Below are 17079 nucleotides of genomic sequence, written 5' to 3'. Positions count from 1 at the left end.
TACAGACCAAGGAGAAAGCAGATGAAACCCTCCATAGATGCCTCTTTTGCACTCAAACAGACCCAGCAGACACCACAAATGTCCTCACGGGAAAAAGAGGCTTTGAAACAATCATGCGAAGACTTTGAAGCGATCTTTATAGATACCCTGTTCAAGGCCATGCGCAAAACTGTCGGTGACAATGAACTTTTCCCAAAATCCAGTGCTGAAAAAATGTACGAAGAAATGCTGGATACTGAAATGGCTCAACAGATAGCTCAAAAACAGAGTATGGGCCTGGCTAACCAAATCTACCAACAGGTACAAAAAAATATAACCTCTAAAAAATGACTTGCTTTTCCCTGTTTTTTCTTTTTTCTTAAAAAAAATTTACCAAAGGGGATAAAGTTTTTTCCCGCTGTCTCCGATAAGAGGAATAACAGAAGATAAAAATTCTGTCCAAGTGGCCCAGGATGAGCCGCAAACACTGCAGGGAGGCAGAACCATGATTAACAGCGTCAACCATAACCAGATTCACAGTGCCCTTTACGCACAACAGACAAATCGAGTTGAGGCCGCATATACCTCAAATATCGATACTCAGGGATCACAAGTCAACCAGATTGACAACGTTTCCCTGAAAGGTGAATCCACCCTTGCTCTCACCTATACAAGCGGTCTTACCATGCAGAACCGCAACGGTGAACAGTACGGTATGCTGCAAAGCCTGGTAGCCAACCTGCTCAAGGAACAAGGGATTGACACCAAAATTCAGATAGGTGAAACCACCGTAGATCTGGAAACAATAACGCCTGAAAATGCAGAAGAACTCATTTCTGATGACGGTTATTTTGGTGTAGAAAAGACATCTGACAGAATCTTCCAGTTTGCTGTAGGAGTGGCTGGTGGCGATCCATCCCGACTCGATGCCATTATAGAAGGAATCGATAAAGGATTTAATGAGGCAAAAGAAGCCTTTGGCGGATGGTTACCTGATATCTCGTACGAGACCTACGATGCAGTGATGGAAAAACTGGATAACTGGCAGGCAGAGTCGGAAGGTATGGTTGGATAACCTTTGTAAACAGGTGAACGTGATGACTGTGGAATTTTTTGGAGTAAGAGGAATGGGACAGATCGGAGGCCTCAACAAAGCCAGCCGAACTGGTGAGACACAGAAAACGGATAAAACCGCAGGCAGTGAAGGTGCATCCTTTTCTTCAGCCCTGAAGAGTGCCAATGAAGTGCAGGCCAGCAGCAGTACGGCCAGCTCCGAAAGAGCTTCTCGAGTGGAAGAATTGAAAGCCCAGGTTGCCAGTGGCTCCTATGAACCGGATCTGAATAAGGTCGCATCCAGTCTGCTCAAGTTTCTGGTAGAAGGATAAGCTATGAAACGAGATTCTGTACGTGATTTACTGCAACAACTGCTGGACACCATTCGGGATGAACGCGAGCATGCCAAACAGTTGAATATACAGGCAATGCTTGATGATGTGGCAAAAAAGGAGTCATTACTGGCCACCTTGAATGCCATTCCGCAACTGGATCCTGAAGACAGAGGTTTAGCGGCACAGATTCGTGAAGAAAATCGACGCAATGCCTTTCTCTTCCGTGCGACCTTAAACTGGATCCAGGAGACCATGGTCTTCTTTGGCAAAAAGACAGCCCCAACAACCTATGGGAAATCCGGTCATACAACAAGCGCACCTGTCAATGGTCGTCTGCTGTCCGGGCGTATTTAAGCCGGTTTAGCCGGGCCTGGTTCACCATCACATTTCATCCGCCGCCACACCTTACGAAGCCGGTTCCTGCCGGTCTTCATTGCGTTTTTTTCGCTCCATGCGATCCCTCACCCTATCTATTACTTTTTTATTTTAACGCGTGAAAGTCCCTGCCGGATCTCCATTATCCCCCCCTCTTTTCTTGCACATACTTCTCTTACACCTTGGCATACATTTTTCTTGAAAATTCATTGGTAACAATTCCGGGCTAAAGGCAAACAGCAAAAGTGCCGATACAAGTATAGACACGTTGTTACCAAGCGTGACAAAAATGACTCGTACCGTAACCGCATCCCGATTTTTTCGGGACACTTATTACCTATCTTTGACCGGGAATACATTATGGCAGGACTTTTTGATGCCCTGAACGCCGGGCGAACCAGTCTGAGCACCAATCAAAAGGCCATAGAAATTGTAGGCAACAATGTTGCCAACGTCAATACCGAGGGATACTCCAGGCAGGACGCCGAACTGAGGCAAGTCCCTGCTGTCAATTTTGGTGATTTCTTTATCGGTCAGGGTGTCACGGTTTCAGACGTCAGCAGGGATTACAACTCCTTTATTACACGTCAATTACAGGAAAACTTTATATCCTATGGCGAAGAGTCAGGTAAATCCAACGCACTTACCGAACTGGAACGCCTTTTTAACGTATCCGATGAAAATCTCGCCTCGGAAATAGACAAATTCTTTGATGCCTGGCAGGAACTGACAACCAATCCAAGTGGCCAGGTGGAAAGAGATATAGTAATGCAGCGCGGGCAACTCCTTGGTGACGCGTTTGCCCAGATGACCGACAACCTTTCCACCATAGTTGAAAACATCAACACTGAGCTCATAGGGGCAGTGGAAACAGTTAATGAACAGCTCGATGAAATCGCAAAGCTTAACGATCGCATTCAACTGATAGAGGCCAACGGGCAGACGGCAAATGCTTCCCGGGATCAGAGAGATCTGGTCGTTCAAAAACTCTCCGAGACTTTAGGGGTGCAGACCTACACAGATAATAAAGGGATGCTGGCCGTGCATCTCCCTGGAGGACTGCCACTTGTGCAGGGAAACGTGGCCATGAGTATCAACACCGTGACCAGCGGAACCGACGTCACCCTGGAGCTTGAAGTTGCCGGTATTACCAGAGAGCTTAGCAATTCTCAGCTAGGGGGGAAATTCAAGGGCATGGTTGAAATCAGGGATGATTTTATTTCCGGTCTTCAGGATGACCTGGATACGTTGGCCATCGATCTCACATCGGCGGTCAACAATCTGCACGTAAACGGTTATTATACAGATCCGGCCACTGGCACCCCAGCCACCGGTCAACTCTTTTTTAACGACCTCACAGCTCTTCCTCCCGATGTCCATGCCAGCCGCTCCATTGCAGTGGCCTTTACGGACAGCAGGTATGTTGCTGCTGCAGGCCAATCCACAGCATCCCCGGGTGACAATGAAAATGCCCTGCTCATCGCCGCATTGGAAACTACGCATACCGTTGCGTCAACCAGTGATAATTTTGATGCCTATTTCAGCAAGATGGTTTCCACCGTCGGCATAGAGGCCAACCGCAACGATCTGGCCCTCAATGGAGCTAAAGATGCCACTGTACAGCTACAGAATCTGCGGGATGGATTTTCCGGAGTTTCTCTGGAGGAAGAAATGATAGACCTCATACAGTTTCAACGCGGATTTGAGTCTTCTGCCAAATTTCTTTCCACTGTGGACGAAATGATGAATGCATTGCTGAACCTCAAGGTGTAACCCATGAAAGCCACCCAAGGAACAACCTACCGTATGCTGGGCACTCGCCTCAATGATGTGGCCCTGGAACTGGAAAATCTCCGTAATATGGGAGCCACGGGAAAAAAACTCAACGTGCCTTCCGACGATCCAGCTGCGATCAGGCCTGTTCTCAACACCCGTAAACAATTAAGCAATGTGGACCGATACCTGGAGACCATGGGAAAGTCTTCGGATATCATGCAGGCTACCGATGGTCACCTTGAGCATGTGGAAAATATCATGCAAAGGGCCAAGGAAATCTTGGTCAATGCCGTCAATGGTTCTTTGAGTAACGATGACAGGACCACCCTGGCAAATGAACTCGTTGAACTGAAGCAGGAGCTTATTGACGCTGCCAACGGCAATGTGGATGGGAAGTATATTTTTGCGGGGTATCAGGAAGACACACAGCCATTTACGGAAAATCCCAGTTACGACCCAGCCTTATACGATCCCAACGACCATCGAACCTGGCCCGTACTCTATAATGGTGATGAAAACGCAACCTACCTCGAAATCACTGCTGGCGAACAACTTCAGGTGAACCTGACGGGAAACGACCTTTTCCTGGGCACCTCTACCTGGAATCCACCGCCATATAACCCTCCTGATCCAGCAGGTAATGCACCAAATGCCATAGAGGCAGGCAGGTATGATCTTTTTGCGGAACTGACCCAGACAGAGGAAGCCATCCGCAATAACGATGCTGCTGCCATGCAGACTCAGATTTCAGATCTTGATGGTGCAGCGGAACAGAACAGAAGGCTTCGTTCTCAGTTGGGTAACCGCGCTTCACGTGTGGATACAGCCATACGGCACCAGGAAAGTGTCAGTGTGGATCTTCAGCAGATTCTATCCCGGTATGAAGACGCAGACGCCATTGAGGTATTCAACGAGATTGTGCAACAGGAAACAGCATTCCAGGCTGCCCTGAGTATAACTTCCAAAGTATCCAGCCTTTCCATTCTTGATTACATGTGATCATCTTAACCGGCTAAAAATGCTTGCATTTCTGGCCGGTTTCCACAATACTGTTTCTAAGGATACAGTAATCCGCTTTTCAGAAATACATATCCGGATATACATTTTCCAATTAATTCCAGAAAGTTAGGTCCACTCACAAGGGGTATTCCTGATTACTGAAGATATATACGGAAATCCGGGACAAAGACAATTAGAACCACACAGAGACAGCCAGTTATGGTTTTACCTGAATTGATTCGATCTGCGAGGGTGAGAAGCTGTATCTGAACCTCCCTCGTCTACAGGATAATCTGTACATACTATAGGTGCTTACATGCTGGTGCTTACCAGAAAACCCGGCGAAGGTATTATCATCGGGGACAATATAACGATTAAAATAATAGAAATGAAAAGTGGTGGTATTCGTATTGGTATTGATGCGCCAAGGGATACCAAGATATACCGCCAGGAAGTTTACGAGAGAATCCGTCAGGAAAATATTGAGGCAACACATTGGGATATGACAGACCTTGATATCCTCAGTGACCAGCTTTCAAGCAGGAAAGTGAAAAAATGAAAAAAATACAGACTCGATTCGGCGAAATTGAATATGATCCAGCCAACATCATCCATTTTCCCGATGGATTGATCGGTCTGGATAACCTGAAGAATTTTCTTGTCATGCCCAACGAAAAGAACGGGCCCCTCTTCTGGATTCAATCTGTGGATGATCCGACCTTTGCCGTGGTGGTCACAGACCCGACCAATTTTTTTCTTGATTATGCCATTGCACCGGATGCAGACGAACAAAAGAAACTCCAGATCGACCAGGACGGCAAATATTTTGTTTTGGCCATAGTCAGCATTGGAGAAAACAAAACCATTACCCTGAACCTGTCAGGTCCCATCCTCTATGCACCTGAAACCAACCGTGCCATACAGGTTATACTGGAAGATTCCAAATACAGCACACGCACTCCACTTCCGGAAATTCAATAATAACCCCAACTCCGGGCTCACATCTCCACCAGTAACCGGTTCCACACAGAGTGTGGTGCCGGTTTTTTTTATCTTGTCAAAGAAAAAAAGCTTAAGGGTTTACGCAAAAGGTCCGATGAGTATTTTGAGAGACAAAACAACGCATTGAGAGAGCAGTTACGTTTGTATCGTTAGCCTACGGATCAGTCAATGGACGACCGATGGCATGAAAATCTCATGGAGGATACCATGGCTTTAACGATCAATACAAACGTTGCATCTTTGAATGCACAACGCAATCTTTCCGGTTCCCAGGCAGACCTTTCAACCTCCATGCAGAGGTTATCTTCAGGACTCCGCATTAATTCCGCCAAAGACGATGCCGCCGGTCTGGCCATTTCCGATAGAATGACCGCCCAGATACGTGGTTTGAACCAGGCTTCCAGAAATGCCAACGACGGTATTTCCCTGGCACAGACCGCTGAAGGCGCCATGCAGGAATCTACCAATATCCTGCAGCGGATACGTGAACTTTCCGTCCAGGCAGCCAATGCTACCAACTCAGCTGCTGATCGTGCCGCTCTGCAGGCAGAGGTTAACCAGCTCAAGTCAGAAATGAATCGTATTGCCCAGTCAACGACCTTTAACGGGCTGAATATACTTGATGGTTCATTTGTTTCCCAGCAGTTCCAGGTTGGTCCAAATGCCAATGAAACCATCGGCGTTTCCATCCAGTCAATGGCTGCCGACGATTTGGGACGATATTTTGTAGACTCTATCAACACCACCGCCAATCAAGGAACCGGCTCAACTACTGCTGCCGCAGCCGCAGACCCAGGTGTCAACTCCATTGCTGCCCAGGATCTGACTGTAACTGGTTCCCAGGGATCAGACACTATCCCCATTGGCGCAGGGGCTACAGCCTGGGATATTGCCAACCAGGTCACCAATTCAGCAGAGAAAACAGGTGTTACGGCAACAGCCCGAACAGAAGCTACCCTTTCAGGGCTTGGTGCTGACGGCATCGTGACCCTCACCGTTGGTTCAGGGGGAAACACTGCTACTGTCAATGCCTCTGTAACCATAAATGATCTCAGCGAGTTGGCCACAGTTATAAACGATCAGTCAGGTACCACCGGCGTAACCGCTACGGTTGATGGCGGGACCCTGACCCTGGTACAGGCAGAAGGGAAAGACATAATTATAGAGGACTTTATCCACTCCACTGCGGGCACAACCATTGACGCCACTGGTCCTGACACCCAACCCACTACACTGACAGACGGCGGTACTGATTCCACGAGAGTTACCGGTATGGTGGAATTTTCTTCAGAAGATTCCTATACCCTCTCTTCAACCGTGGATAACACAGCAGGAAGCATCCTTGATGATGCAGCAAACACAACTGTCATTTCCACTTTTGAAGAAGTAACCGCCATTGACATCGGCAACGTGGAAGGTGCCAACGATGCCCTGAAGATTGTAGACGCGGCTCTCAATAAAATTGATTCCCAGCGTGCAGATCTCGGTGCCCTGCAGAATCGCTTCGAGTCCACCATCTCCAACCTGATGAACGTAGCCGAGAACCTGACAGCTGCCCGTTCCCGTATCCGGGATGCGGATATTGCCCAGGAAACCTCAGAGATGACTAAAAACAATATCCTGCAGCAGGCTGGTGTTTCCATCCTGACCCAGGCCAACCAGACTCCACAGCTGGCACTGCAGCTGCTGCAGGGATAAGCCTCTCAGGTAATAGTCACCAATCACAATACATAATGGGTATAACCGGTGGAAGACAGTATACCTTCCACCGGTCGCATGACTCTGAGGATACCTCCATGAAAATAGTTACCTTTCGATATCAGCAATTCAATGCCGCCATACAGGAACAAAAGGACCTGGAAACAGATACAGGAAATATTACGCCCTACAGCCAAAATAAATTAAAAAAATTATCAGATTTCCCAGGATCTGAAAATGATATCCACATCAGGCACTTAGACAGAATAAGCAACAGAGATTACGTGATACTTGGCTCCTGGCAGTAATTATTTTTTTAAAAAGGGCTAAAGAAATCTTTAGCCCTTTTCGATAAGCATAATAAGGAAACAGGACGTTTCCCAAAAAACCAAATCAAAAAAACACATATAAAGAATTACAAGAGTAAAGCGGAGGCGCTAATCAGCGGGAAAGAAAAAGCACAACACAAAACATAAACCGGCAAGGATGCCACAGAATGTTTGACAGCCTATAACAATATTCACGGAGGAATATCATGGCTCTTTCAATTAACACAAACGTAGCTTCTCTCAACGCGCAACGTAACCTTGGGGCAACCCAGAATAACCTCAGCACGTCCATGGAGCGTCTCTCTTCTGGTCTTCGGATCAACTCCGCAAGGGACGATGCAGCCGGTCTGGCCATTTCCGACCGGATGACTTCTCAAATTCGCGGCCTTAATCAGGCTGTTCGTAATGCCAACGACGGTATTTCCCTGGCGCAGACCGCTGAGGGAGCGATGCAGGAATCCACCAACATCCTGCAGCGTATGCGTGAGTTGGCTGTTCAGTCAGCAAACGACTCCAATACCTCTTCAGACAGGGCATCTCTGCAGAAAGAAGTTGGCCAGCTTCAGCAGGAGCTGAACCGAATTGCAGGGACCACTGAATTCAACAACAAAAAACTCCTTGACGGCTCATTCACCTCCCAGACATTCCAGGTAGGTGCTAACGCAGGACAGACCATTGATGTTTCTGTTGGTAACGCCAGAGCCACCCAGATTGGTGATTACGCTGTCACATCAAACACCCTGGCTGCAGCAGCAACCCATACCGATACCAGCCAGAACCTGACCATCAACGGTAAGCTTGGCACAGATACAGTAGCTATCGGAGCCACTGATACTGCCAAGGATATCGCGGCAGCTATTAATCAAAAAACGGTTTCCACCGGTGTTGATGCCGAAGCTGTTACCTATGCAAAACTTGATAACATCAGTGCTGATGGTAGTATCACCTTTGATCTGTACGGTGAGAACACCAGCGATGCGGCAACAGTGTCTGCCAACATTGCCGGCGGTGACCTCGGTTCCCTGGTATCTGCCATTAATGACCATTCCGGAACCACCGGCATCACTGCCAAACTGGATGATTCAGGCGCTGTTATCCTGAAAAATAATGAAGGATACGATATCCAGATTGACAACTTCACCCATTCCGTAGGTAGTGGAACCCTGGATATGACAGCTCTGGCTTCTGATGGTGTGACAGAGGAAACCGGCACGGGTGCTTTTGCCTTAACCGATGGCGGTGCTGATCAAGCATTTGTATCAGGTGTGGTGGATTTCCACTCTTCAGGAAACTATTCTGTTGAGACAGATACCGCTGCAGCTACCAATCTGTTTACCAATGCTGTAAGTTCCTCAACACTTGAAGATGTCGGTTCTATCGATATCGGTGACCAGGTCGGTGCAGCCGATGCTCTGAAAGTTATTGATGGTGCCATAGCATACATCGATGAGCAGCGTGCAGATCTCGGTGCGGTAATGAACCGTTTTGAGTCCACAATCGCCAACCTGCAGAACATCTCTGAAAACGTTACTGCAGCCCGCTCACGAATCCTGGATGCAGATATTGCCCAGGAAACCTCTAACATGACCAAGCAGAACATCCTGCAGCAGGCCGGTGTATCCATCCTGGCGCAGGCAAATCAGGCACCTCAGTTGGCACTGAGTCTGCTCGGCTAATTCGTAAGTTTTCAGGAGAACCCTTCCAGGGTTCTCCTGAGCCTGCTATACTATTCACATGGAGGTGAATAACATGTTAGTCGAAGCCATTGGTTCAACAACCGTTTCCCCACCTCGGGTAAATGAACCTCTACAGCAGGTGGAAAGGCAGCGCCAGGAAACTGAACAGCAACCGCAAATTGATTCCAGCAAACAAAACAAAGTTCAATCTGAAGAACTGCTCAACCAGATTAAAGCACTTACAGAAAACGGTCTTTACAGTGTGCGCTTTGAACAGGATGAAAATGTTCAAGAGTTAGTTGTAAAGATTGTTGACAATGAAACCGATGAAGTTATTAGACAGATTCCACCAGAGGAATTACTTAATTTAACAAAGGTGTTACAGGATCTCGGACTCAGGGGCAATATAGTCGATACTGAGAGCTGAAGACCGAATCAAGGGTATCGGAGGGCATCATGGCCATTCAATTCAGTGGACTCGCAACAGGACTGGATACGGGTTCCATCATAGATCAGCTGATGGCGGTTGAAGAATTGCCAATCGCTCGGCTGCAAGCAGACAAAACCTGGCTTAACAACCGCCTTGCTGCATTCACAGAACTGAACAGTCGCCTGACCTCTTTTGCTGACTCCATTAAATCTCTGGGTGACAGTGACAGCCTGCTAAAAAGATCGGTAAAGCAAAGCTCGGAAAGCTATCTCACCGCTTCTGTTTCCAGTGAAGCGCTGACTGGAACCAGTTATCAGGTTGAAGTAGTTTCCCTGGCACAGGCCCAGAAGTCGGTTTCTGCCGGCGGCTTTACAAGTAAAGATAGCGCAGACTTCGGCACCGGCACCCTGTCTTTCATGGTTGACGGTACCAGCCATAGTGTCGACATCACCAGTGAGGATAATTCCCTGGAAGGCATTATGAATGCGATTAATGAGGCAGACATAGGAATCAGTGCTGCCATCATCAACGATGGCAGTGCCTCTCCCTACCGTTTAATGCTTGTGGGTGACAACGTTGGCCAGTCTTTCTCCATGGATGACAGCGGATTAACTGGTGGAACAGAATCACTTGGCGCGTATGAAGATGAAACAGGTACAGTCAATCCACCTATTCAGGCTTCCGCCCAGGCTCATATTCGGGTAGACACTCTTGATATATATGCAAACTCAAATACCCTGACAGAGGCTATTCCGGGTGTAACCCTGGATCTTCTCCAGGCTAAAGCAGGTGAAACCACCAATGTGTCCATTAATCTGGACAAGGCATCCATCAAAGCGAATATTGAAAACTTTGCAAAAGGCTATAATGAAGTCGTAAGTTTCATAACAGGTCAGTCAGTCATAAACGAAGAAGGCGGTGGCGTTCTCAGCGGCGATTCAGGGATCAACTCCATTAAACGTCACCTGCAGTCCATGTTGACCCAGCCCTTTTCCAACAGTGGCGTTTTCAAAACCCTCTCTCAGCTGGGCTTTGAAACGCAAAAGGACGGAACCCTGGTTGTTAACGATGAAATACTGGGAAAAGCCGTAGATGAAAACCTGGACAGCGTTGTGAGTTTACTCGCAGGAGATAATGAAAACGGTCTGGCTACCCAGTTTCAAGACTACCTGGAGTCCATGACCAGCTCAACCGATGGAATGCTGAAAGGCAGAAAAGATAGTATCGACAGCAATATCAACCGCATTGATGGACGTATAGAAATAATGGAAATGCGATTGGATCAGCGAAGATCAACCCTGGAAGCACAATTCAGTGCCATGGAAAGCCTGGTGAGCAGTTTGAACAGCCAGGGATCGTTTCTCACCCAACAAATGGAATCAATCGCGAATCTCAGGAAGTAGGAAAAACAGATGAACGGCTACACCAACCAATACCTTGCCAATACTATCTATTCGGCCTCACCTGAACAGCTGATGCTCATGCTGTATGACGGAGCGGTTCGATTCCTTACCCAGGGAATCCAGGCAATAGAAGCCAACCAGATAGATAAACGAGCCTATTACATCAATAAGGCATCAGCCATTATCTCCGAGTTTGCTGCGACCCTTGATCATGACCAGAATGCTGAAGTGGCAGAAAGCCTGGATGCACTCTACTCCTATATGCTGAACAGGTTGCAGCAGGGTAATCTCCGCAACGATACCCAGCCTCTGGAAGAAGTGAAGAATATGCTCTCTGATCTGAGAAATACCTGGGCCGAGGCCATAGAAATTCAAAAAAAAGAAACAGCACCAAAAAAGCAGGTTAAATACCCTGGTACAGATGCAAAACCAGTCCAGCAGTATAAATCCATTGCCACGGCCATGTAGGAAACAATCATGATACTGAATAAAGCAATAGATGCATATCAACGGGTTGCGGCCATCATGGCTGAAATTGAGCAGATCCTTCCCAGCAGAAAGGCTGAAGAAATAGTTCTTCTGGTGCGGGAAATGGAAAGTGTTCAGGAAGAAATCAGGGACATGGATCAGGATGTCATGGCGGCAATACGTCATGGAGGGCAGATACATGGAGAAAAAATCCAGGAACTGGTCAGCATGATGAAACAGATTCAGCAAACCAATCGCCGTCTTGTCCCGCAGGTTAGCACGATCATGGCAGTGCAGAAAAATGAATTGCAGAAACTGAAAACAGGCTCATCCATGATGCGACGATACCACAGCCATACCCCGAAAAGCGGCCGGCTCCTCCAAAGCGCAGGATAAGCGTGTCACCCATGGTCTGCATGTCTGCTTTCGCCCCTGAAAAAATAAAGGCCATTGCGGCCCCGGCAAGATTCCGGATGTTAAGAAACTTTCCATTTGCCTGATTCATTTAAATTTTTCTTTTCTTCTCTTTGATCGTGTGGCAATCTGGAAGTAATCATTACGGATAACGGAGAGGGCCAACACGTGGAACACCTAGAAGACTTTTTTGCAAAAATTACAGATCAAAAGGCTGTACGGGTCACCCTGCCGATTCTCGATAAGGGTGAAAAGCAACGATTCAGCTGCCTGTTTGTTTCAGAACGTCAACCATCTTTTTATCTGGTCTTTCCTCCAGGTAACCTTCCTGCAACACGCATAGATCAGCAGCGTACATGTGTTGTCACCGTTGATTTTGGAGGACAGGCAGTGTCCCTGGTCGCTGAAATCGTTTCCATTGACGCAGACCAGATAATACATGCAACCGCACGTGAGCTTGTCAGCCACGAACAAAACCGAAGCTATTTTAGAGTAGATGCCGCCACACCTGTTGCGGCTGAGCCACTGGATGCAGCACTGCAAGAAGATGCGGATACATCCTGGCGTCTGATTGGGGAAACCATAGACCTGAGCGGCAGTGGAATGCTCTGCCTGTTTGAGGCTCCCATTGAAGTAGACCGGAAAGTACGGGTCCAGTTAACGCTGCCCACGGGTGCCATGGATGTTCTTGAGGTCATCGGGCATGTGGTGCGATGTAAAAAAAACTCAGATTCGCAGTATCAAATAGCCCTGCATTTTGATAATATCGCCATTGAGGAACAAGACAGAATTATAGGCAGTTGTCTCGAACTACAGAGGAAACAGCTGAGAATGAAAGTGCAGGTTCAAAATATTTTATAAACAGACTACCCGTGGCCAACATCAAGGAAATCATAGAAAAATTAGAGAGTGGCTCGGCAGCTACCATCACCCTGCAGGAACAAAACGGTGATCTTGCCCGGCTGACGTGTGCATTCAGAAGTGGTGAATCTCCTTCTTTTGACCTGCTGTTTCCACCCAATTCCCTTAAAATACCCAACCTGATAATGGGTATTAACTGCCAGCTGGTTGTGAAGCACAGGGGAAACGACGTCAATATTATCGCGGAACTGGATAAAGTGGTTAATGAGCGTTGCCTGCGCCTGATAGGGAGGGAACCCATCAGGCCGGAGGCTCTGCGTGAATACTTTCGGGTTGGCATCAACACAAGTATTGAAATAGGATATACTCCTGAAGCCAGGGAAGTCAGGACCAATGCCTGGCAAATGCTCGGTACAACCATTGATCTCAGTGCCTCAGGAGTGCTGGCTTTGTTTGCCGAAAAACCGCCCAGTAAAAAACGTCTATACATCAGGATCACGGACCCTGAATCCAACAAGATCATACACTCCCATGGCCATGTGGTACGTTCGTATCGCATGCGAAAAAACAGGTACCAGGTTGCCATACATTTTGAAAAGGTAGCACAGAAGACTCGCGATGCACTCATTGCCCTCTGTTTTCAGGAACAGCGAAAACAGTTACGTGAAAACATACAAACTGCTGATAACTGGCTATAAGGGTAACGGAAAAAATAAATTATCCAATCTTGCTTGTCTCTCAACTCGGTAACATCGTCGTGTCAATGGCTCAATACAGCCAGTATGGAACCATTGACGCGACGATATTACCAAACCGATATTCTACACAATTTTTGGATATAAATATTTTCCGCGACCCTAAAACACAGATAAATCGAGCCACACTAAAAAATAATTCTATTATATGGTGAATGGCTTTGAGGTACGCTCCGATCGCAGAGAACAATTGGAAGTGATATGGACATAAAAAAAGCCTCACCCCCTCTCATCCCTCCGCAGGTTATTCCTGCCCCCAGCGGTTTATCTGCTAAAACGCCTTTACCTTTACCGCTGCATCTTGGTCAGATTGGTACTGCCACCATTCTCTCCCGTGCTCAGGACGGCGGTTTTCTTCTGGATATGCAGGGATTTCGTTTCAATGTCAATAGTTCTCTGGATTTACAGGTCGGTCAGAAATTTACCTTTCAGGTAGCATCGTTGCAACCCCAGGTGGAACTGCAATTGCTCGGCGATACGATCAAGTCCCGGATTACCGGTTCCTTCCACCTGCTCAGCAGACAACAGGATCTCAGTCAACAACTCGCAACCCTGCAGACCGACCGGCCTGCATTCACAGCATTAAGCCAAAACAGTCGCCAAACACTGGTGCAGGTACAGGAACTCACTTCAGGATTAACCAGGGCGCTTTCACAAACCCCATCCACTGTGCCTTCTCCCCAGGTATCGCTACTTCAGGAGCTCTCTGCTGTTCTGACCCAAACAATACCTGTAAACGTGGGTGACAGGCCTGCATCATCCCCTGCCCCGATAGCAAATTTTCCGGATGATAGAGATATAACCCGTCCCATTCAACAATTTTTGCGTCACGCTCTGGAAAGCATATTAAAAACAGGCTCGACTGCCGATACACAGAGACTGACTCAAAAAATTGTACAACTTATACATGAACAGAAGATACCGCTGATTACCGCAAACAAAGAGCTAGCAGCTTCAGAGACGATGTTGCAAGAGATTTACAGTCAAACAGCAAAAACACAAGGCGTAGTTGCAACACAGATCCAGCAAATCACAACTCTGTTTACCGGACAGCAGACTCTTTTTCCAACCAGGCAACTGGCAGACATTTTATTTATTTTTCTTGCGCCCCTGAAATCTCCACAGACAGCCCCCCCTGCAGTTAACGGCCAGGATTTGCAACAACTTACAGAGAAACTGGGACTGCACTTTGAAAAAATGCTGCTTCATGAAAATACCAGGGAGGCAACCAATACCTTAAAATTTGCCGCTCTAGAGATGGAGCAGTCGGCAATCTCTGAACCTGAAAGGAAAATGGCATCCCAGATTCTGCAGACCATAGACACCTATCAACTCCTGCAGGGAAAGCTTTCTGCGGAAGCCCTGCTTTTTCTCCCTCTTCCCCTGCCCTTTCTTGAACAGGGGTTTCTCCTTGTGGACCAGGAGACACAAAATGAGGATGAATCAGCACAGCCTGACGATACAAAACGTTTTACTCTTCACCTTAAACTGGAAGGGCTGGGCAATCTGAATATCCAATTATCTTCTGCCAGGGGAAAAGTTGATATTCTTTTTAAAGCTGAAGATCTTCAGCGAACAAGATTCCTTGCAGAAAACAAACAACAATTATACGATTGGCTAACTGCAGCTGAAATAGGTTCTGTATCTTTTTTAACAGGCGCTAGGGAACCGGCTAAAATACTTCTTTCATATCTCACTGAAAATGATACAGGGTTAGTGAACACCCAGATTTAGGAACTATTATGGCTATATCACCACGTGAAAAGGCTGTTGCACTTCGTTATGACGAAGAGACATCACGGGCTCCCAAGGTCGTTGCAAGTGGCACAGGACTGATTGCAGAAAAAATCATTGCATCTGCCAGAGAGGCTGGCATATATATTAAAGAAGATCCTGATCTGGTGGAAATGCTTGCCAAGGTTCCCGTGGGAGAAGAAATACCTGCAGAACTCTACCAGACCATTGCCGAAGTTCTCGCTTTTGTTTATTCTGTAAACGATAAATTTAAGAGCAAGCTAAAGGAATCCTAGGAGGTTGTCCGAGAATGGGAATTTTCGTTCAGCTCAAGGCAAACCTGAAAAAATACCTCAGGCATATATATGATATTCCCAGGATATTTTTTCAGGTTTAACGAAGATATGGGCGGAGATAACATTCTTGGACAGCCTCCTAGGCAGAAACCAACGGGAAAAAGTTGGTTGCAAATCTCAATTCTCGTTGTTTTATCGACAACATAAACCTTTATAAATGCTCTTTATTGTGTAAGTTTTTTTTTTAGTAAGCAAAAAGAACTTACAAAACGACCCCGAGAGTGAGAAAAAGAATAAATTCTATAAAAACCGCTTCATATAATACATCTTCTGACGTATACTCATGGTATCTGGAATATATTCAATAACTCATACATTTTAACAACCGTTTGACGTGCACGAGGTAGCCATATGAACTATGGAGTTGTTAGCCAGGAACAGCTTGAAAAAATTGATGAACTCCTGACCGAAAAGCTCATAAAAATTGGAGTCGACTGTGTCATTATTATCGACATGGCTGGCAACATCATTACAGCTAAGGACAATGGAACGTCCAAATATGATGTATACTCCTTTGCCGCCTTAGCTGCAGGAAACTTTGCTACAGTCGATGCCATGGCAAAGCTGGTTGGGGAACAGGAATTCTCACTGCTCTTTCACAAGGGCACAGACTGCAACATTCATTTTTCAAAGATTGATGATGAACTGCTGCTTATATCCATGTTCGGCAAGGATATCTCGCTGGGTTTTCTGCGCCTAAACGTGGTGGAGACAATAGAGCGTATAAAAAGACTCTGGGTCCGTGAACAGTGACGCCCGTTTTCGGAACGTTCAATGTCACCTCTCGCCTAATGATACATAAAACACAATCAGGCTGCAGGAGATCATTTTGAGTTTCATTAACCTCAGAGAAAAAATTGTTCAGGTCAAAATTGTATATTACGGCCCGGGACGTGGTGGTAAGACGACCAATCTTGAGTATATCAATCGAAAATTCTCAAAACAGATTCAATCTGAAATGGTCAGTCTTAAAACCCATGGAGACCGTACTCTCTTTTTTGATTTTTTGCCGTTCAACATGGGGCAGATTAAGGGATATGACTTAAAAATCCAACTCTATACGGTTCCAGGACAGGTAAAGTATAATGCCACCAGGAAACTGGTACTGAAAGGAGTTGACGGTATTGTATTTGTTGCAGATGCTCAGGAGCATATGAGAGAAAAAAATATACGATCTCTCAACCAACTTCATGAGAACCTGCGCGATTACAAGGAATCAATATTCCGTATCCCTCTTGTATTGCAATACAACAAGGTCGATCTGCGTAATCAAGGCATTCCCATCTTACCCACTGCAATACTTGAAAAGGACCTCAACAGCAAACTCAAGGTACCGGCCTTTGAAGGGAGCGCTTTAACAGGATATAATGTGCCAGAAACACTGAAGAAAATTATTTCTTCAACAGTTATATCCATACAGAAAAAACTCCTGTAAG

21 protein-coding genes and 2 pseudogenes are annotated in these 17079 nt (G+C 46.6%); all 23 read left to right on the top strand.

The window, feature by feature from the left end:
• Positions 1–21: 21 nt before the first annotated feature.
• The 23 genes and pseudogenes from G493_RS27700 to G493_RS0103915 all read left to right on the top strand — a co-directional run bounded on the left by G493_RS27700 (position 22) and on the right by G493_RS0103915 (position 17078).
• Positions 22–330, top strand: a complete 309-nt coding sequence (locus G493_RS27700; RefSeq protein ID WP_051308996.1) for a rod-binding protein — start codon at positions 22–24, stop codon at positions 328–330.
• A gap of 154 nt (positions 331–484) precedes the next feature.
• Positions 485–1054 carry a hypothetical protein gene (locus G493_RS0104015; RefSeq protein ID WP_028579343.1) on the top strand — a complete coding sequence of 190 codons (570 nt, stop codon included), beginning with the start codon at positions 485–487 and terminating at the stop codon, positions 1052–1054.
• A 22-nt stretch (positions 1055–1076) separates the two neighbouring features.
• Positions 1077–1364 carry a flagellar biosynthesis anti-sigma factor FlgM gene (gene flgM, locus G493_RS0104010; RefSeq protein ID WP_051308995.1) on the top strand — a complete coding sequence of 96 codons (288 nt, stop codon included), beginning with the start codon at positions 1077–1079 and terminating at the stop codon, positions 1362–1364.
• Between the two features lie 3 nt (positions 1365–1367).
• Positions 1368–1721 (top strand): flagellar protein FlgN, encoded by a 354-nt coding sequence (locus G493_RS0104005; RefSeq protein ID WP_028579341.1) that lies wholly within the window; start codon positions 1368–1370, stop codon positions 1719–1721.
• A 381-nt stretch (positions 1722–2102) separates the two neighbouring features.
• Positions 2103–3515, top strand: coding sequence for a flagellar hook-associated protein FlgK (gene flgK, locus G493_RS0104000; protein WP_028579340.1), 1413 nt, complete (start codon positions 2103–2105; stop codon positions 3513–3515).
• A 3-nt stretch (positions 3516–3518) separates the two neighbouring features.
• The gene (flgL, locus tag G493_RS0103995) at positions 3519–4517 is read left to right on the top strand and encodes a flagellar hook-associated protein FlgL (RefSeq protein ID WP_028579339.1); all 999 of its coding nucleotides are present in this window, start codon (positions 3519–3521) and stop codon (positions 4515–4517) included.
• Between the two features lie 316 nt (positions 4518–4833).
• Positions 4834–5076: a carbon storage regulator CsrA gene (csrA, locus tag G493_RS0103990; protein WP_028579338.1), complete on the top strand. Its 243-nt coding sequence runs from the start codon at positions 4834–4836 to the stop codon at positions 5074–5076.
• Entirely contained in the window at positions 5073–5498 is a 426-nt protein-coding gene (locus G493_RS0103985; RefSeq protein ID WP_028579337.1) for a flagellar assembly protein FliW, read from the top strand. Before csrA ends, G493_RS0103985 begins: the two co-directional genes overlap by 4 nt.
• Before the next feature lie 189 nt (positions 5499–5687).
• A pseudogene (locus tag G493_RS34780) lies at positions 5688–6644 on the top strand (flagellin N-terminal helical domain-containing protein); the annotation flags it as partial.
• Between the two features lie 147 nt (positions 6645–6791).
• The gene (locus G493_RS34775; protein ID WP_408608799.1) at positions 6792–7217 is read left to right on the top strand and encodes a flagellin; all 426 of its coding nucleotides are present in this window, start codon (positions 6792–6794) and stop codon (positions 7215–7217) included.
• Between the two features lie 98 nt (positions 7218–7315).
• Positions 7316–7525, top strand: a complete 210-nt coding sequence (locus tag G493_RS0103975; RefSeq protein WP_028579335.1) for a hypothetical protein — start codon at positions 7316–7318, stop codon at positions 7523–7525.
• Between the two features lie 227 nt (positions 7526–7752).
• Positions 7753–8640: pseudogene (locus tag G493_RS34605) on the top strand (flagellin N-terminal helical domain-containing protein); the annotation flags it as partial.
• A gap of 75 nt (positions 8641–8715) precedes the next feature.
• Entirely contained in the window at positions 8716–9222 is a 507-nt protein-coding gene (locus G493_RS34600) for a flagellin (protein ID WP_269746306.1), read from the top strand.
• 73 nt (positions 9223–9295) lie between these two features.
• Positions 9296–9649 (top strand): flagellar protein FlaG, encoded by a 354-nt coding sequence (locus G493_RS0103965; protein ID WP_028579333.1) that lies wholly within the window; start codon positions 9296–9298, stop codon positions 9647–9649.
• A 29-nt stretch (positions 9650–9678) separates the two neighbouring features.
• Complete coding sequence (gene fliD / locus G493_RS0103960) at positions 9679–11055, top strand: flagellar filament capping protein FliD (protein WP_028579332.1); 1377 nt, start codon at positions 9679–9681, stop codon at positions 11053–11055.
• 9 nt (positions 11056–11064) lie between these two features.
• Positions 11065–11523: a flagellar export chaperone FliS gene (gene fliS / locus G493_RS27695; protein ID WP_084813417.1), complete on the top strand. Its 459-nt coding sequence runs from the start codon at positions 11065–11067 to the stop codon at positions 11521–11523.
• 9 nt (positions 11524–11532) lie between these two features.
• Positions 11533–11919, top strand: a complete 387-nt coding sequence (locus tag G493_RS0103950; RefSeq protein WP_028579331.1) for a hypothetical protein — start codon at positions 11533–11535, stop codon at positions 11917–11919.
• Between the two features lie 186 nt (positions 11920–12105).
• A complete protein-coding gene (locus G493_RS0103945) occupies positions 12106–12798 on the top strand; it encodes a PilZ domain-containing protein (protein WP_028579330.1) in 693 nt (230 codons plus the stop codon).
• Positions 12799–12809: 11 nt separating this feature from the next.
• Positions 12810–13496, top strand: a complete 687-nt coding sequence (locus tag G493_RS0103940) for a PilZ domain-containing protein (protein ID WP_028579329.1) — start codon at positions 12810–12812, stop codon at positions 13494–13496.
• Positions 13497–13754: 258 nt separating this feature from the next.
• Positions 13755–15287 (top strand): flagellar hook-length control protein FliK, encoded by a 1533-nt coding sequence (locus G493_RS0103935; protein WP_028579328.1) that lies wholly within the window; start codon positions 13755–13757, stop codon positions 15285–15287.
• Between the two features lie 8 nt (positions 15288–15295).
• On the top strand, positions 15296–15583 hold the full coding sequence (locus G493_RS0103930) for an EscU/YscU/HrcU family type III secretion system export apparatus switch protein (RefSeq protein WP_028579327.1): 288 nt from the start codon (positions 15296–15298) through the stop codon (positions 15581–15583).
• Positions 15584–15994: 411 nt separating this feature from the next.
• Positions 15995–16396, top strand: coding sequence for a roadblock/LC7 domain-containing protein (locus G493_RS0103920; protein WP_028579326.1), 402 nt, complete (start codon positions 15995–15997; stop codon positions 16394–16396).
• Positions 16397–16472: 76 nt separating this feature from the next.
• Positions 16473–17078, top strand: coding sequence for a GTP-binding protein (locus G493_RS0103915; protein WP_028579325.1), 606 nt, complete (start codon positions 16473–16475; stop codon positions 17076–17078).
• Position 17079: the final 1 nt, after the last annotated feature.

The sequence above is a fragment of the Desulfogranum japonicum DSM 18378 genome (assembly GCF_000429945.1).
GTDB lineage: Bacteria > Desulfobacterota > Desulfobulbia > Desulfobulbales > Desulfobulbaceae > Desulfogranum > Desulfogranum japonicum.
Note: the sequence above shows the minus strand (reverse complement) of the source record. Positions and strands in the feature narration are given on the sequence as shown.

Coding starts and splice junctions, on each gene's coding strand:
- csrA (WP_028579338.1), top strand. CDS start 4,834: ATGCTGGTGCTTACCAGAAAACCCGGCGAAGGTATTATCATCGGGGAC.
- flgK (WP_028579340.1), top strand. CDS start 2,103: ATGGCAGGACTTTTTGATGCCCTGAACGCCGGGCGAACCAGTCTGAGC.
- G493_RS0103950 (WP_028579331.1), top strand. CDS start 11,533: ATGATACTGAATAAAGCAATAGATGCATATCAACGGGTTGCGGCCATC.
- G493_RS0103920 (WP_028579326.1), top strand. CDS start 15,995: ATGAACTATGGAGTTGTTAGCCAGGAACAGCTTGAAAAAATTGATGAA.
- G493_RS0103965 (WP_028579333.1), top strand. CDS start 9,296: ATGTTAGTCGAAGCCATTGGTTCAACAACCGTTTCCCCACCTCGGGTA.
- fliS (WP_084813417.1), top strand. CDS start 11,065: ATGAACGGCTACACCAACCAATACCTTGCCAATACTATCTATTCGGCC.
- G493_RS0104015 (WP_028579343.1), top strand. CDS start 485: ATGATTAACAGCGTCAACCATAACCAGATTCACAGTGCCCTTTACGCA.
- G493_RS27700 (WP_051308996.1), top strand. CDS start 22: ATGAAACCCTCCATAGATGCCTCTTTTGCACTCAAACAGACCCAGCAG.
- flgM (WP_051308995.1), top strand. CDS start 1,077: ATGACTGTGGAATTTTTTGGAGTAAGAGGAATGGGACAGATCGGAGGC.
- G493_RS34600 (WP_269746306.1), top strand. CDS start 8,716: ATGACAGCTCTGGCTTCTGATGGTGTGACAGAGGAAACCGGCACGGGT.
- G493_RS0103975 (WP_028579335.1), top strand. CDS start 7,316: ATGAAAATAGTTACCTTTCGATATCAGCAATTCAATGCCGCCATACAG.
- G493_RS0103985 (WP_028579337.1), top strand. CDS start 5,073: ATGAAAAAAATACAGACTCGATTCGGCGAAATTGAATATGATCCAGCC.
- G493_RS0103930 (WP_028579327.1), top strand. CDS start 15,296: ATGGCTATATCACCACGTGAAAAGGCTGTTGCACTTCGTTATGACGAA.
- G493_RS0104005 (WP_028579341.1), top strand. CDS start 1,368: ATGAAACGAGATTCTGTACGTGATTTACTGCAACAACTGCTGGACACC.
- G493_RS34775 (WP_408608799.1), top strand. CDS start 6,792: ATGGTGGAATTTTCTTCAGAAGATTCCTATACCCTCTCTTCAACCGTG.
- G493_RS0103935 (WP_028579328.1), top strand. CDS start 13,755: ATGGACATAAAAAAAGCCTCACCCCCTCTCATCCCTCCGCAGGTTATT.
- flgL (WP_028579339.1), top strand. CDS start 3,519: ATGAAAGCCACCCAAGGAACAACCTACCGTATGCTGGGCACTCGCCTC.
- fliD (WP_028579332.1), top strand. CDS start 9,679: ATGGCCATTCAATTCAGTGGACTCGCAACAGGACTGGATACGGGTTCC.